Annotated in this window: 12 protein-coding genes; all 12 read left to right on the top strand. The window is 55.9% G+C overall.

What is annotated here, in order from left to right:
* The 12 genes from pbpC to bamB all read left to right on the top strand — a co-directional run bounded on the left by pbpC (position 1) and on the right by bamB (position 14598).
* Positions 1-2328, top strand: a complete 2328-nt coding sequence (gene pbpC, locus ACQG19_RS18210) for a peptidoglycan glycosyltransferase PbpC (RefSeq protein WP_038420379.1) — start codon at positions 1-3, stop codon at positions 2326-2328.
* An 88-nt stretch (positions 2329-2416) separates the two neighbouring features.
* Positions 2417-4795, top strand: a complete 2379-nt coding sequence (locus ACQG19_RS18205; protein WP_222168702.1) for a DMSO/selenate family reductase complex A subunit — start codon at positions 2417-2419, stop codon at positions 4793-4795.
* Positions 4792-5421, top strand: coding sequence for a DMSO/selenate family reductase complex B subunit (locus tag ACQG19_RS18200; protein ID WP_013098282.1), 630 nt, complete (start codon positions 4792-4794; stop codon positions 5419-5421). The genes ACQG19_RS18205 and ACQG19_RS18200 overlap by 4 nt, the downstream gene beginning before the upstream one ends.
* Complete coding sequence (locus ACQG19_RS18195; protein WP_246931997.1) at positions 5414-6202, top strand: dimethyl sulfoxide reductase anchor subunit family protein; 789 nt, start codon at positions 5414-5416, stop codon at positions 6200-6202. Before ACQG19_RS18200 ends, ACQG19_RS18195 begins: the two co-directional genes overlap by 8 nt.
* Positions 6202-7077 carry a 4Fe-4S binding protein gene (locus tag ACQG19_RS18190; protein WP_246931995.1) on the top strand — a complete coding sequence of 292 codons (876 nt, stop codon included), beginning with the start codon at positions 6202-6204 and terminating at the stop codon, positions 7075-7077. Before ACQG19_RS18195 ends, ACQG19_RS18190 begins: the two co-directional genes overlap by 1 nt.
* 124 nt (positions 7078-7201) lie before the next feature.
* Complete coding sequence (gene ndk / locus ACQG19_RS18185; protein WP_003860625.1) at positions 7202-7633, top strand: nucleoside-diphosphate kinase; 432 nt, start codon at positions 7202-7204, stop codon at positions 7631-7633.
* Positions 7634-7802: 169 nt separating this feature from the next.
* Positions 7803-8969 carry a bifunctional tRNA (adenosine(37)-C2)-methyltransferase TrmG/ribosomal RNA large subunit methyltransferase RlmN gene (locus tag ACQG19_RS18180; RefSeq protein WP_013098279.1) on the top strand — a complete coding sequence of 389 codons (1167 nt, stop codon included), beginning with the start codon at positions 7803-7805 and terminating at the stop codon, positions 8967-8969.
* A 291-nt stretch (positions 8970-9260) separates the two neighbouring features.
* The gene (rodZ, locus tag ACQG19_RS18175) at positions 9261-10274 is read left to right on the top strand and encodes a cytoskeleton protein RodZ (protein ID WP_095439776.1); all 1014 of its coding nucleotides are present in this window, start codon (positions 9261-9263) and stop codon (positions 10272-10274) included.
* A gap of 26 nt (positions 10275-10300) precedes the next feature.
* Positions 10301-11419, top strand: coding sequence for a flavodoxin-dependent (E)-4-hydroxy-3-methylbut-2-enyl-diphosphate synthase (gene ispG / locus ACQG19_RS18170; RefSeq protein ID WP_013098277.1), 1119 nt, complete (start codon positions 10301-10303; stop codon positions 11417-11419).
* Between the two features lie 81 nt (positions 11420-11500).
* Positions 11501-12775, top strand: a complete 1275-nt coding sequence (hisS, locus tag ACQG19_RS18165) for a histidine--tRNA ligase (RefSeq protein WP_222168705.1) — start codon at positions 11501-11503, stop codon at positions 12773-12775.
* 13 nt (positions 12776-12788) lie between these two features.
* Entirely contained in the window at positions 12789-13409 is a 621-nt protein-coding gene (locus ACQG19_RS18160) for a YfgM family protein (protein WP_013098275.1), read from the top strand.
* A gap of 10 nt (positions 13410-13419) precedes the next feature.
* Positions 13420-14598 carry an outer membrane protein assembly factor BamB gene (gene bamB, locus ACQG19_RS18155; protein ID WP_029882244.1) on the top strand — a complete coding sequence of 393 codons (1179 nt, stop codon included), beginning with the start codon at positions 13420-13422 and terminating at the stop codon, positions 14596-14598.
* Positions 14599-14614 lie beyond the last annotated feature (16 nt).

Genomic DNA, 14614 nt, shown 5'->3' with positions numbered 1-14614 from the left:
ATGTCAGTTGCACGTCTGATACGCTCCCGCTGGCTGTGGCTGGCGGGGGCGCTTCTCATTTTATGGGGGCTGATTGTCGCCGCCGACCGCCTCTGGCCGTTGCCGCTGAAAGAGGTTAACCCCGCCCGGGTGGTGGTCGATGAGAAGGGCACGCCGCTCTGGCGTTTTGCCGACAGCGAAGGGATCTGGCGTTATCCGGTCACGATTGAAGAGGTCTCTCCTCGCTATCTTGAGGCCCTGATCCAGTATGAAGATCGCTGGTTCTGGGAGCATCCAGGCGTGAATCCTTTCTCTGTGCTGCGCGCCGCCTGGCAGGATCTGACGTCCGGTAAGGTTGTCTCCGGGGGCAGCACGCTGACCATGCAGGTTGCGCGTCTGCTGGATCCGCATCCGCGCACCTTTGGCGGTAAAATTCGTCAACTCTGGCGGGCGATGCAGCTTGAATGGCACCTCTCCAAGCGCGAGATCCTCACCCTCTACCTTAACCGCGCCCCGTTTGGCGGGACGCTCCAGGGAATAGGTGCTGCAAGCTGGACCTATCTGGGTAAACCGCCATCACAGCTCAGCTATTCCGAAGCGGCCCTGCTGGCGGTGCTACCTCAGGCCCCCAGCCGTTTACGCCCGGACCGCTGGCCGGCGCGGGCGGAAGCGGCGCGCAACAAAGTGCTCGACCGGATGGTAACGCAGGGCGTCTGGTCAGCCCGACAGGTTAACGAATCCCGTGAAGAGCCGGTATGGCTGGCTCCCCGGCAGATGCCCCAGCTGGCGCCGCTCTTCGCACGCATGATGCTGGGAAAAAGCCGTGATACCAAAATTGTCACCACTCTGGATGCCGCCTTACAACGGCAGCTGGAAGAGCTGGCAATGAACTGGAAATCCCGCCTGCCAGCGCGCAGTTCACTGGCGATGATCGTCGTGGATCATACCAATATGAAAGTGCGCGGCTGGGTCGGTTCGGTGGATATTAACGATGACACCCGCTTCAGCCATGTGGATATGGTGAATGCGATCCGATCCCCGGGATCGGTACTGAAACCTTTTATCTACGGTATGGCGCTCGACGATGGATTGATCCATCCCGCTTCGCTGCTTCAGGATGTTCCCAGGAAAACCGGTGATTATCGTCCCGGTAACTTTGACAGCGGATTCCATGGGCCGGTGAGCATGAGCGAAGCGCTGGTGCGCTCCCTTAATCTGCCTGCCGTGCAGGTGCTGGAGGCGTACGGGCCTAAGCGTTTTGCCGGCATGCTCAGCAACGCAGGGTTGCCGCTTATTTTGCCTGCGGGGGCGCAGCCAAATCTGTCGTTGATCCTGGGCGGGGCGGGAGCGCGGCTGGCAGATATTACTGCTGCCTACAGCGCTTTTGCCCGCCACGGTAAAGCGGGAAGGCTGCGCTTACAGCCAGGTGATACGCTGGTTGAACGTCCGCTGTTGTCACCCGGCTCGGCCTGGATTATTCGCCGTATTCTGGCGAATGAAGCCCAACCGTTACCGGATAACGCACTGCCGCAGGTTGCACCGCTGGCATGGAAAACGGGCACCAGCTACGGCTATCGCGATGCCTGGGCCATTGGCCTGAATGCGCGTTACGTGATTGGCATCTGGACAGGAAGGCCGGACGGCACGCCCGTGGCGGGACAGTTTGGTTTTGCCAGTGCCGTACCTCTGTTAAATCAGGTGAATAACCTGCTTCAGTCGCGCTCAACGATAGACGAAGCGCGCCTGCCACGCGATCCGCGCCCGGAAAGCGTCGGGCGAGGCGTGATCTGCTGGCCTGGCGGGCAATCGTTGCCGGAGGGCAGTGAAAACTGCCGTCGACGCCTGTCGACCTGGCTGCTGGAAGGGAGTGAGCCGCCGACGCTGTTGCTGCCGGAGCAGGAGGGCATCCGCGGGATCCGTTTCCCGATCTGGCTGGATAAAACTGGCAAACGCGTGGCGGCAGATTGCCCGGATGCCACAGAGAAAGTGCTGGACGTCTGGCCGCTGCCCCTGGAGCCGTGGCTACCGGCAGCGGAAAAAAGAGCGGCACGTCTTCCTTCTCCCTCAACGGTTTGTCCACCGCTGGATGATAACAATGCGGCACCGCTAATGATTTCGGGTGTCAGAGAGGGGGCGGTCATTAAGCGTCTGCCGGGTGAGGACAATGTGACAATTTCCGTCACGACCAGCGGGGGAGAAGGGCAGCGATGGTGGTTTTTAAATGGCGAGCCTCTTGAACATAAAAATCGGAATTTTTCAATGCAGTTATCTTTGCCCGGTAAATATCAATTAGTTGCCATGGATGAGGCCGGGAAATTGGCTACGCTTAATTTTGAATTAAGCCGCTAACCCCTACTCCCTATTAATTAGCTTGATAATAATCAATGTTCGTTCCTGCGAAAAAACGAGAATGCGTTTTTATTTGAAGGAATGAGCAATGACAAAAATAAAAAGCCAGGGAGACGGCCTTTTACCCGCTGTATCCCGACGTCAGTTTATTCAGGCCGGGTCGGCGCTTGCTGCCCTGCCGTTTGTCGCCCGCGTTGGCAAAGCAGAGTCGAGTGAAGGCACCGCTGCACAAGATGAGCCTGCGGAAAACATTATTCAGACCTGCAGCACATTTGACTGCGGGGGGAAGTGTGATATTCGGGCCCACGTCAACGATGGCGTGGTGACCCGAATTTCTACGCGCCCGGATAATGAGCTGGATCCGCAAATGCCGGTGATGCGCGCCTGCGTTCGTGGCCGGGCTTACCGGAAATTTGTTTACCATCCTGACCGTTTAAAATATCCGATGAAACGCGTGGGTAAGCGCGGTGAAGGAAAATTTGAACGTATTTCGTGGGATGAAGCTACCACGCTTATTGCCGAACGGTTAAAAACGATCACGCAACAATATGGCGCAGCCTCGCGCTATGTTCATGTGGGTACGGCGGTTTCCGGGGGCACCTTTTCCGGGGATAAGATGGTCCGTCGTTTGCTCAACTTAACCGGCGGATACCTTGAAAGCTATCATTCGGTCAGTATGGGCAATACAGCTGCCGCGACGCCTTACACCTACGGCACCGCCGCCAGCGGCAGTTCGCTGGATACACTGCAGGATACCCGGCTGGTGATCCTCTGGGGTCATAACCCAACGGAGACCATTTTTGGTCACAGCAACCACTATTTCCAGAGGATGAAGCAAAACGGCACGCGTTTTATCGTGGTCGATCCACGCTATTCAGATACCGTTTCATCCCTTGCCGATCAATGGATCCCCTTATTACCGACGACCGATAACGCGCTGATGGACGCGATGATGTACGTTATCGTCACGGAAAACCTGCACGATCGCGAATTTATTCAGCGCTATACGCTGGGCTTCGATGAAGCCTCAATGCCTGAAGGTGTGCCCGCCAACGAGTCTCTTGTCGCCTATCTGACCGGTGCGAAAGATGGAGTGGTGAAAACTCCCGAATGGGCAGAGCAAATTACCCATGTGCCAGCGCAGACCATCCGGCAGCTGGCACGCGACTATGCCACAACAAAACCTGCCGCGTTAATTCAGGGCTGGGGTCCACAGCGCCACAACTGCGGCGAACGCACTGCGCGTGGCTCTACGCTGCTGGCAACGCTGACGGGCAATGTTGGCGTAAAAGGTGGGTGGGCTGCAGGATATGGTGGTTGTGCCAACCGGAAATTTGCGGTCGGTCCTGACATGCCGGATAACCCGGTCAAAGCAAAAATATCGGTGATGAACTGGGTTCAGGCCGCTGACGATGCCTCACAGGTCACACCGGATGTCGGCCTGAAGGATGCTGAAAAGCTCGACAGTAATATCCGCATTCTGTTTTCTCTGGCGGGTAACTATCTTGCTAACCAGAACCCCGATCTGCATCAGGCGACACGGGTACTGGAAGACGAGTCGAAAATTCAGTTCATCGTGGTAAGCGATCTCTTCATGACGCCGAGTGCCCGCTATGCCGATCTTCTGCTGCCGGAAACCAGCTTTATGGAACGCTGGAATATCGGTGAAACCTGGGGGACCGCAAGCTATCTGATCCTCTCGGAAAAGCTGATCAAACCCGAATTTGAACGCCGTTCAGACTATGACTGGCTGCGCGAAGTAGCCGCTAAGCTGGGTATCGAACCGGCCTTCAGCCAGGGGCGGGATGAAAAGGCGTGGATTGAACACATATGGGAGCAGACACGCCTGGCGATGCCAGAGGAAAACTTGCCTGACTTCGCGACGCTGCAAAAGACGCGGCAACATCTCTTCAAAAGCGCACCGTATGTCGCTTTTGAGGACAATATTCGCGACCCGCAAAATTATCCTTTCCCGACGCCATCCGGAAAAATTGAGATCTTCTCGAAGCGTCTTTACGACATGCATCACCCGGAAATCCCTGCGCTGTCGCATTACGTGCCAGCCTATGAAGGACCGGAGGATGAACTGGCGAAGACGTTCCCGCTACAGCTCATTACCTGGAAGGGGAAAAACCGCGCCAACTCCACTCAGTATGCCAACCCATGGCTGATTGAGGTTCAGCAGCAAAAGTTATGGATTAACCCACAGGACGCGCAAAAACGCGGTATTGCGCAGGGAGATACCGTGCGTATTCACAATGCACGGGGGATATGTGAAATCCCGGCCGAAGTCACGCCGCGCATCATTCCTGGCGTTGTTGCCATGCAGGCTGGCGCCTGGTGGCAGCCGGACGAGCGGGGCATTGATAAAGGTGGCTGCGCGAACGTGCTCAGCTCCGCCCGCATTACCGCACTTGCGAAAGGGAATTCTCATCAAAGCATGCTGGTGGAGGTCGCAAAAGCATGAGTCAGTTTAAACACTACGCGCCGGTGAGCGACAAACAGCTGGGCTTCTATATCGACTCATCCCGCTGCTCGGGCTGCAAGGCCTGCCAGGTGGCGTGCAAAGATAAAAACAACCTTGAACCCGGGCGTCGTTTCCGTCGCGTGTACGAAATCAACGGCGGGAATTTCATCCCAACCGGCCAGGGCGGCGTCAGCAATAACGTTTTTGCCTACACACTTTCTGTCTCCTGCAACCACTGTGCGGATCCTGTCTGCACCAAAAACTGCCCGACCACCGCGATGCATAAGCGTCCGGGTGACGGCATCGTGCGCGTCGATACGGATAAGTGCGTCGGCTGTGGATATTGTGCGTGGTCATGCCCCTATGGCGCGCCGCAGCTCAACGAGCAGACCGGGCAGATGTCCAAATGCGATTTTTGCGTGGATCTGCAGGCGAAAGGCGAACAGCCTGTCTGCGTGGCAACCTGTCCCCTTGAAGCGATCAAATTCGGGCCGATTGATGAACTTCGGGCGAAATACGGTGTGGTCTGTGACGTGAAGGGATTGCCTGATTCCTCCATCACCAAACCTAACCTGGTGATCAAAGCACATCAGGGCGCAGAGAAAGAGGGGACACGTCATGCATGAGTTACCGTTGCTGATTTTTACCCTGTTCCTTCAGGGATCGGTAGGCGTTACGCTCTGGCTGGCGCTCGGAGGCGCGCAGGCTTCGCCGCGTAACGCGCTGCTGCCTGCTGCCGGGGCATTCGTGCTGGCCTGCCTGGGGCTGCTCGCCTCGACGCTGCATATGGGCTACCCGCTCAATGCTCTCAACGCGCTGCGCCACGTATCCAGCTCCTGGCTGAGCCGTGAGATTGTATTTGCCAGCCTTTACCTTGCGGCGCTTGGTCTTGCGACGCTGCTGATGTTCGCGAAAAAACCAGGCTGGAAGCCGCTTCTGGCGGTGGCGGGGCTTGTCGGGCTGGTGGACGTGTTCTGCATGGCGCAGATTTATATCCATACGTCGGTTGTCACCTGGCAGCACATCAACACGCTGGTGCTGTTCATCGGCTCGGTGGGAATCATTGGCTCAGCCTGCGTGGCCGTTGGGGCGCCTTCCCGGATTAACCTGCGCGCGGCGGTTGTGATTATTACCCTGCTGGTGCTTGTGCGTCTGGTGATGCAGCCCGTCTGGCTGGCCGACATTACAGCCATGGACAACACCGTGGTGACATTCCCTCACGCTCCGTTACGGATGCTGGAGCAACTGCGCACGGTGCATCTGCTGAGCTGGTGCGTTTCCGTTGCGGGCATGCTGTGTTTTGCCGCGGGCGGTCTGAAGGCCGCGCGAGGCCCGGTGCTGCTGGGCAGCGCATTACTGATTGTGGGTGAGCTGATGCTGCGCTTCGTTTTCTTCAGTATTGGCTGATGGCCGGATTAACGCTTATCCCGGCGATGGACGTGACGCATGCGTGCGTTTGTCGCCGTTTCCGCCATGCCTCCTGCCACGCCTGTGCGGACGCTTGCCCTGTGCAGGCGTTCTCTTTTACGGACTCGGGCGTTCTGATTGATGACAGCCGTTGTATTGAATGCGGTGACTGCCTGTTTGTCTGCCCAGCCGGAGCCATTACCGGCATCGTACCGCGAAAACGCTTTTTGCGTGGAGATACGCTTGTCGGGCCGTTTGCGGAACGCGCACCTGGAGTGAATGAGCTGCTACTGTGGCACGCGCAATACCGCGTTCGTTTTATCAGTATTGAGGTGGAGCACCATCCTGACTGGCTGCTGGCGCTTGCCCGGCTTAATCTTACGCTTCGCCGACGCGGTGAAGCGGCGTGGGCATTTAAGCTCATCCCGCACAACGAGGTGAATCTCGCCCGCCGTGCGCTAATGCACGTTCACCGTGAGGATGTTCGTGCCTGTTGCGTCATGCCCGGCCTGCGTGAGTTGCGAAGGGCTTTTCCCGCGTTTAGCGAGGCAGAGATCGCTCTCGACGCCGGAAAGTGCGTGCTGTGCGGGGCGTGCTGGCGAAGCTGTCAGGAAAAGGCGATTCGTTTTGAGAACGCCAGTCTGAGGGTGGAAACCGAATATTGCACCGGTTGCGGTGGTTGTGAAGCGGTTTGCCAGCATGCGGCGATAAAAGTGACACAAACAGAGGGAATAGCGAAAACGGTAACCATGCCCGCATATGAGGCCAATTGCCAGACGTGCCGCCGTCAGTTCTGGTCATTTACGCCGGAAGAAAAGCAGTGCCCGCTCTGTTTCCACCATCACTACGGGATGCGAAATCTGTCCTGTTGCTAATCTTCGTCTCATTTTAAAAAAATGTTATGTATAACCATAGGCAATGGCGCTATTGCTCTTTATAATCCGCGCCACACCATACTCAGGTATGCAAAAACAACAGAACATTTTACAGAGGTTATCAATGGCTATTGAACGTACTTTTTCCATCATCAAACCAAACGCGGTGGCAAAAAACGTTATTGGCAGCATCTTCGCTCGCTTTGAATCAGCAGGGTTTAAGATCGTTGGCACCAAAATGCTGCATCTGACCGTTGAGCAGGCTCGTGGTTTCTACGCTGAGCATGAAGGTCGCCCATTCTTTGACGGTCTGGTTGAGTTCATGACCTCTGGCCCGATCGTGGTATCCGTGCTGGAAGGCGAAAATGCGGTACAGCGTCACCGTGACCTGCTGGGTGCAACCAACCCGGATAACGCGCTGGCAGGTACGCTGCGCGCTGACTACGCTGACAGCTTCACCGAGAACGGCACCCACGGTTCTGACTCTGTTGAATCTGCAGCGCGCGAAATCGCTTTCTTCTTCGCAGAAGGCGAAGTGTGTCCACGTACCCGTTAATTTAACGGTTTCGTTTACACATTATTTTCGTAAATGCCACGTGCAAACGTGGCATCCCTGCGCCAGACTTTGTACAATGCAACGCCCCGGACGAGCAGAACGCTTTCCGGGGCGTTTCTTTTCAACCCTCCATGGGCCATAACGTGTAACAACGAGGCCGGAAAATATTATGTCTGAATTAGTGAATACCTCCGAAGTCGCCACGCCTGCGGTTCCAAATAAAAATGGAAAAATTAACCTGCTGGATCTGAACCGTCAGCAGATGCGCGAGTTCTTTAAAGAGTTGGGCGAGAAGCCGTTTCGTGCCGATCAGGTCATGAAATGGATGTACCACTATTGCAGCGACAATTTTGATGACATGACTGACATCAACAAAGTGCTGCGCAACAAGCTCAAAGAAGTGGCTGAAATCCGCGCACCGGAAGTGGTGGAAGAACAACGCTCTTCAGATGGCACCATCAAATGGGCGATTGCCGTTGGCGATCAGCGTGTTGAAACCGTGTATATCCCGGAAGACGATCGCGCCACGCTGTGCGTCTCTTCTCAGGTTGGCTGTGCGCTGGAGTGCAAATTCTGCTCAACCGCGCAGCAAGGTTTTAACCGTAACCTGCGTGTATCGGAAATCATTGGCCAGGTCTGGCGTGCCGCGAAAATCGTTGGCGCGGCGAAAGTGACCGGAACCCGCCCAATTACCAACGTGGTGATGATGGGGATGGGTGAACCGCTGCTGAACCTGACTAACGTGGTTCCGGCAATGGAAATCATGCTGGACGATTTCGGTTTTGGCCTCTCCAAACGTCGCGTGACGCTTTCTACGTCAGGCGTGGTTCCGGCTCTGGATAAGCTGGGTGACATGATTGACGTGGCGCTGGCCATCTCTCTGCATGCGCCAAACGATGAAATCCGCGACGAAATTGTGCCGATCAACAAAAAGTACAATATCGAAACCTTCCTTGCGGCGGTGCGTCGCTACCTGGAAAAATCCAACGCCAACCAGGGCCGCGTAACCATCGAGTACGTGATGCTCGACCACGTGAACGACGGTACCGAGCATGCGCATGAACTGGCTGCACTGCTGAAAGATACGCCGTGCAAAATTAACCTGATCCCATGGAACCCGTTCCCGGGAGCGCCGTATGGCCGCAGCTCGAACAGCCGTATCGACCGTTTCTCGAAGGTGTTGATGGAGTACGGTTTCACCACCATCGTGCGTAAAACCCGTGGTGATGATATCGATGCCGCATGCGGTCAGCTGGCGGGTGATGTGATTGACCGAACCAAACGTACCCTGCGTAAACGCATGCAGGGCGAGACGATTGCGGTCAAAGCTGTTTGATTATTATGCAATCACGGCGCATTATTGCGCCGTGAAGCATAATCTTACTGAATAATCAGTCAGATTCGTGATGACTGAGTAATAATTACGGTGCGTTTCATACGACTTTCGGGCAGTATGTAACGACGTAACAACAGTTTAGCTTCACGGGCAGGGCGCACTGTCATCTCCGGGCTGACAGTCTTATACTGACTGTTCAAGGTTAACTGACCAGAAGTTTCGCGGTGCGGGTGGCATTGTGACTCACCGGCACCTGAACCCTTATTTTTCACGTACCAGTAGTTGTAGCGAATGAATACTGAAGCCACTCACGACCAACATGAAGCACTCTCCACTGGCGTTCGTCTTCGCAACGCCCGTGAACAACTCGGACTCAGCCAGCAAGCCGTTGCAGAACGCTTGTGCCTGAAGGTTTCCACGGTTCGCGATATTGAAGAAGATAAGGCACCTGCCGATCTGGCTTCAACATTCTTGCGCGGGTATATCCGCTCTTACGCAAAACTGGTGCACATCCCCGAAGACGAATTACTGCCAATGATGGAGAAGCAGGCACCGGTTCGTGCAGCCAAAGTTGCACCGATGCAGAGCTTCTCTTTGGGCAAACGTCGTAAAAAACGTGATGGCTGGCTGATGAGCTTCACCTGGTTGGTGCTGTTTGTGGTGGTCGGTCTGACCGGCGCATGGTGGTGGCAAAACCACAAGGCGCAGCAGGAAGAGATCACCACGATGGCCGATCAATCCTCTGCCGAACTTAACCAGGCCGGAAACGGTAACGCGCAGAGCGTTCCACTGAGCACCGAAAGCGCGGCAACGACCAGCGAACCACAAACCGCGACGACCGATACGCCAGCTACCGACGCTGCGCAGACCCCAGCGGCAACGGCTAACACGTCAGCGCCTCAGACGCAGGCTCCAGCGCAGGATCAAAACGCGGTGGTTGCACCTTCTCAGGCTCCTGTGGATACCGCAACGAACGCACCGGCGGCGAACACCGCTGCACCTCTGCCGACCGATCAGGCCGGTGTCGCAACGCCCGCGGTTGACCCTAACGCGCTGGTGATGAATTTCACTGCTGACTGCTGGTTAGAAGTCACTGACGCAACAGGTAAAAAACTGTTCAGCGGCCTGCAGCGTAAAGATGGCACGTTAAACCTAACCGGTCAGGCACCGTATAAACTTAAAATCGGCGCTCCGGCAGCGGTACAGATCCAGTATCAAGGAAAACCTGTCGATCTGAGCCGCTTTATCAGAACTAACCAGGTTGCACGTCTTACCGTTAATGCCGAACAATCAGCAGCACAGTAACAGACGGGCTACGCGGGAGATTTTTCATGCATAACCAGGCTCCGATTCAACGTAGAAAATCAAAACGGATTTACGTTGGGAATGTGCCAATCGGCGATGGGGCGCCTATCGCCGTCCAGTCGATGACCAATACGCGCACCACGGATGTGGAAGCGACGGTCAACCAAATCAAAGCATTAGAACGCGTAGGCGCGGACATTGTTCGCGTCTCCGTGCCGACCATGGACGCCGCAGAGGCGTTCAAACTGATCAAACAGCAGGTCAGTGTGCCGCTGGTTGCAGACATCCACTTCGACTACCGCATTGCGCTTAAAGTTGCCGAATACGGCGTCGACTGCCTGCGTATCAACCCAGGCAACATCGGTAACGAAGAGCGTATCCGCATGGTGGTGGACTGTGCACGCGATAAGAACATCCCCATCCGTATCGGCGTGAACGCCGGTTCTCTGGAAAAAGATCTGCAGGAAAAGTACGGCGAACCCACGCCGCAGGCGCTGCTTGAATCCGCGATGCGTCACGTTGATCATCTGGATCGTCTTAACTTCGATCAGTTCAAGGTCAGCGTAAAAGCCTCTGATGTCTTCCTGGCGGTAGAGTCCTATCGTCTGCTGGCGAAGCAGATCGATCAGCCCCTGCACCTTGGGATCACCGAGGCAGGTGGCCTGCGCAGTGGCTCTGTCAAATCAGCCATCGGCCTGGGTCTGCTGCTCTCGGAAGGGATCGGCGACACCCTGCGCGTTTCGCTGGCGGCCGATCCGGTCGAAGAGATCAAAGTTGGCTTCGACATCCTGAAATCACTGCGTATCCGCGCACGTGGGATCAACTTCATTGCCTGTCCAACCTGTTCACGTCAGGAGTTTGACGTCATCGGAACCGTGAATGCCCTGGAGCAACGTCTTGAAGACATCATCACCCCAATGGACGTCTCCATCATCGGTTGTGTGGTGAATGGCCCGGGTGAAGCGCTGGTGTCAACGCTGGGCGTCACCGGCGGTAACAAGAAAAGTGGTCTCTATGAAGATGGCGTTCGTAAAGATCGTCTGGATAATAGTGATATGATCGATCAGCTTGAAGCGCGCATTCGTGCCAAAGCGTCGATGATGGACGAAGCGCAGCGCATCAGCGTTCAGCAGGTTGAAAAATAACGTGATGGGAAGCGAAGTGCTTCCCATGTATGATTGAACCCATTCTTTGGGTTCTTTTTTGTATATAGAAAGAGAATAAACGTGGCAAAAAACATTCAAGCCATCCGCGGCATGAACGATTATCTGCCTGGCGAAACCGCCATCTGGCAGCGCATTGAAGGCACACTGAAACAGGTGCTCGGCAGCTACGGTTACAGCGAAATCCGTTTGCCGATTGTAGAGCAGACCCCGTTATTCAAACGCGCGATCGGCGAAGTGACCGACGTGGTTGAAAAAGAGATGTACACCTTTGAGGACCGCAACGGCGACAGCCTGACACTGCGTCCTGAAGGTACGGCGGGCTGCGTACGCGCCGGCATCGAACATGGTCTCCTGTACAATCAGGAGCAGCGCCTGTGGTATATCGGCCCGATGTTCCGCCACGAACGTCCGCAGAAAGGTCGTTATCGCCAGTTCAACCAGTTGGGTGTGGAAGTGTTTGGCCTGCAAGGCCCCGACATTGACGCTGAGCTGATCATGCTGACCGCCCGCTGGTGGCGTGCGCTGGGCATCTCTGAGCACGTCTCTCTGGAGCTGAACTCTATCGGCTCTCTGGAAGCGCGTGCCAACTACCGCGATGCGCTGGTGGCGTTCCTTGAAGAGCACAAAGAGAAGCTGGACGAAGACTGCAAACGTCGCATGTACAGCAACCCGCTGCGCGTGCTTGATTCCAAAAATCCGGACGTGCAGGCGCTGCTGAACGATGCGCCTGCATTAGGCGATTACCTGGACGACGAGTCTCGCGAACACTTTGCTGGTCTTTGCAAACTGCTCGAAGCAGCAGGCATTGCCTATACCGTTAATCAGCGCCTGGTGCGCGGTCTGGACTACTATAACCGTACCGTGTTTGAGTGGGTTACCACCAGCCTCGGTTCGCAGGGCACCGTGTGTGCTGGCGGCCGTTATGACGGTCTGGTTGAGCAGCTTGGCGGCCGTGCCTCGCCTGCGGTTGGCTTCGCAATGGGCCTTGAGCGACTTGTTTTGCTGGTTCAGGCAGTTAATCCGGAATTTAAAGCAGATTCCGTTGTCGATATATACCTGGTGGCCTCAGGCGCGGAAACGCAGTCTGCGGCGATGCAGCTTGCTGAACGCGTGCGCGATGCACTGCCGGAGGTTAAGCTGATGACCAACCATGGCGGCGGCAACTTCAAAAAACAGTTTGCTCGTGCCGATAAGTGGGGCGCAAGTATTGCACTGGTGCTGGGTGAGTCCGAAGTGGCCAACGGCGAAGTGGTAGTGAAAGACCTGCGCTCTGGTGAGCAGACAACGGTAACGCAGGACGGCGTTGCGGCGCACTTGCGCACTCTATTGGGCTAAGGAGAAGGACTGCGTGGAAATTTACGAGAACGAACACGACCAGGTCGACGCGATCAAACGCTTCTTTGCTGAAAACGGCAAAGCGCTGGTTGTTGGGGTTATTTTAGGTGTAGGTGCATTGATTGGCTGGCGCTACTGGAACAATCATCAGGCGGATTCCGCGCGCGGCGCGTCTCTGTCCTATGAAAATACCGTGAGCGCCATTCGTGCCGATCAGCCGCAAACGCTGACGGCAGCAGAGAAATTTGCCGCTGACAACAAAAACACCTACGGTGCGCTGGCCGCGCTGGAAGTGGCTCAGCAGTACATCGACAAGAACGAACTGGATAAAGCGGCTGCCCAGCTGTCGCAGGGGCTTGCGGCCGCCAGCGATGACAATCTGAAAGCGGTTATCAATCTGCGCCTGGCCCGTATCCAGGTTCAGCAGAAAAAAGCTGATGAAGCGCTGAAAACGCTCGATACCATCAAAGGCGAAGGTTTTGCTGCCATCGTTGCCGATCTGCGCGGTGAAGCACTGCTGAGCAAAGGTGATAAAGCGGGCGCGCGTAAAGCGTGGCAAGCCGGTGTAGATAGCAATGCATCCCCTGCGCTGAGCGAAATGATGCAGATGAAAATAAATAATTTGTCCGTCTGAGAGGGACCCGATGCAATTGCGTAAATTACTTCTGCCAGGACTGCTTTCTGTTACGTTATTGAGTGGCTGTTCACTGTTCAGTGGCGAAGAAGACGTTGTGAAAATGTCCCCGCTGCCGACGGTTGAAAACCAGTTTACTCCGTCAACCGCGTGGAGTACTTCCGTGGGGGATGGAATTGGTGATTTCTATTCCAACCTGCACCCGGCTTTTGCTGACAGCGTTATCTATGCGGCTGACCGTAAAGGTACCGTAAAAGCGCTTAACGCCGATGACGGAAAAGAAGTGTGGTCCGTTAACCTGGCGGAAAAAGACGGCTGGTTCTCCCGTAAACCTGCACTGCTGTCTGGCGGCCTGACCGTTGCCGGTGGTCATGTATACGTGGGAAGCGAAAAAGCACAGGTCTATGCCCTGAACACCAGCGACGGTTCTGTTGCCTGGCAAACCACGGTTGCCGGTGAGTCTCTGTCTCGTCCGGTGGTGAGCGACGGCCTGGTGCTGATCCACACCAGCAACGGCCAGCTGCAGGCGCTGAACGAAGCCGATGGTCTGGTGAAATGGACCGTCAACCTGGATATGCCATCACTCTCCCTGCGCGGCGAATCTGCCCCGGCGACAGCCTTTGGTGCTGCCATTGTGGGTGGTGATAACGGTCGCGTGAGCGCGGTGCTGATGCAGCAAGGTCAGATGATCTGGCAGCAGCGTATCTCTCAGGCGACGGGGTCAACTGAAATCGACCGTCTGAACGACGTCGACACGACGCCTGTTATCGTCAACGGTGTGGTTTATGCGCTGGCGTACAACGGCAACCTGACCGCGCTGGATCTGCGCAGTGGCCAGATCATGTGGAAACGTGAACTGGGCTCAGTGAATGATTTCATTGTTGATGGTAACCGTATCTATATGGTTGACCAGAACGACCGTCTGCTGGCGCTGAGCACCGATGGCGGCGTGACGCTGTGGACGCAAAGCGATCTGCTGCACCGTCTGCTGACCGCACCGGCGCTGTATAACGGTAGCCTGGTGGTGGGTGATAGCGAAGGCTACATGCACTGGATCGATCCGGAGACGGGCCGCTTTACTGCGCAGCAAAAAGTCGACAGCTCTGGCTTCCTCACCGACCCGGTTGTGGCTGACGGTAAACTGCTGATTCAGGCAAAAGACGGCACGCTGTACGCGATCACGCGTTAATTACCCGGCGGTTGTA

This window comes from Enterobacter cloacae complex sp. 277I4 (assembly GCF_050031465.1).
In the GTDB taxonomy this organism is placed as follows: Bacteria; Pseudomonadota; Gammaproteobacteria; order Enterobacterales; family Enterobacteriaceae; genus Enterobacter; species Enterobacter cloacae.
Note: the sequence above shows the minus strand (reverse complement) of the source record. Positions and strands in the feature narration are given on the sequence as shown.

Excerpts from the sequence above, each read along its gene's own strand:
- pbpC (WP_038420379.1), top strand. The coding sequence starts at position 1 with ATGTCAGTTGCACGTCTGATACGCTCCCGCTGGCTGTGGCTGGCGGGG.
- ACQG19_RS18205 (WP_222168702.1), top strand. The coding sequence starts at position 2,417 with ATGACAAAAATAAAAAGCCAGGGAGACGGCCTTTTACCCGCTGTATCC.
- ACQG19_RS18200 (WP_013098282.1), top strand. The coding sequence starts at position 4,792 with ATGAGTCAGTTTAAACACTACGCGCCGGTGAGCGACAAACAGCTGGGC.
- ACQG19_RS18195 (WP_246931997.1), top strand. The coding sequence starts at position 5,414 with ATGCATGAGTTACCGTTGCTGATTTTTACCCTGTTCCTTCAGGGATCG.
- ACQG19_RS18190 (WP_246931995.1), top strand. The coding sequence starts at position 6,202 with ATGGCCGGATTAACGCTTATCCCGGCGATGGACGTGACGCATGCGTGC.
- ndk (WP_003860625.1), top strand. The coding sequence starts at position 7,202 with ATGGCTATTGAACGTACTTTTTCCATCATCAAACCAAACGCGGTGGCA.
- ACQG19_RS18180 (WP_013098279.1), top strand. The coding sequence starts at position 7,803 with ATGTCTGAATTAGTGAATACCTCCGAAGTCGCCACGCCTGCGGTTCCA.
- rodZ (WP_095439776.1), top strand. The coding sequence starts at position 9,261 with ATGAATACTGAAGCCACTCACGACCAACATGAAGCACTCTCCACTGGC.
- ispG (WP_013098277.1), top strand. The coding sequence starts at position 10,301 with ATGCATAACCAGGCTCCGATTCAACGTAGAAAATCAAAACGGATTTAC.
- bamB (WP_029882244.1), top strand. The coding sequence starts at position 13,420 with ATGCAATTGCGTAAATTACTTCTGCCAGGACTGCTTTCTGTTACGTTA.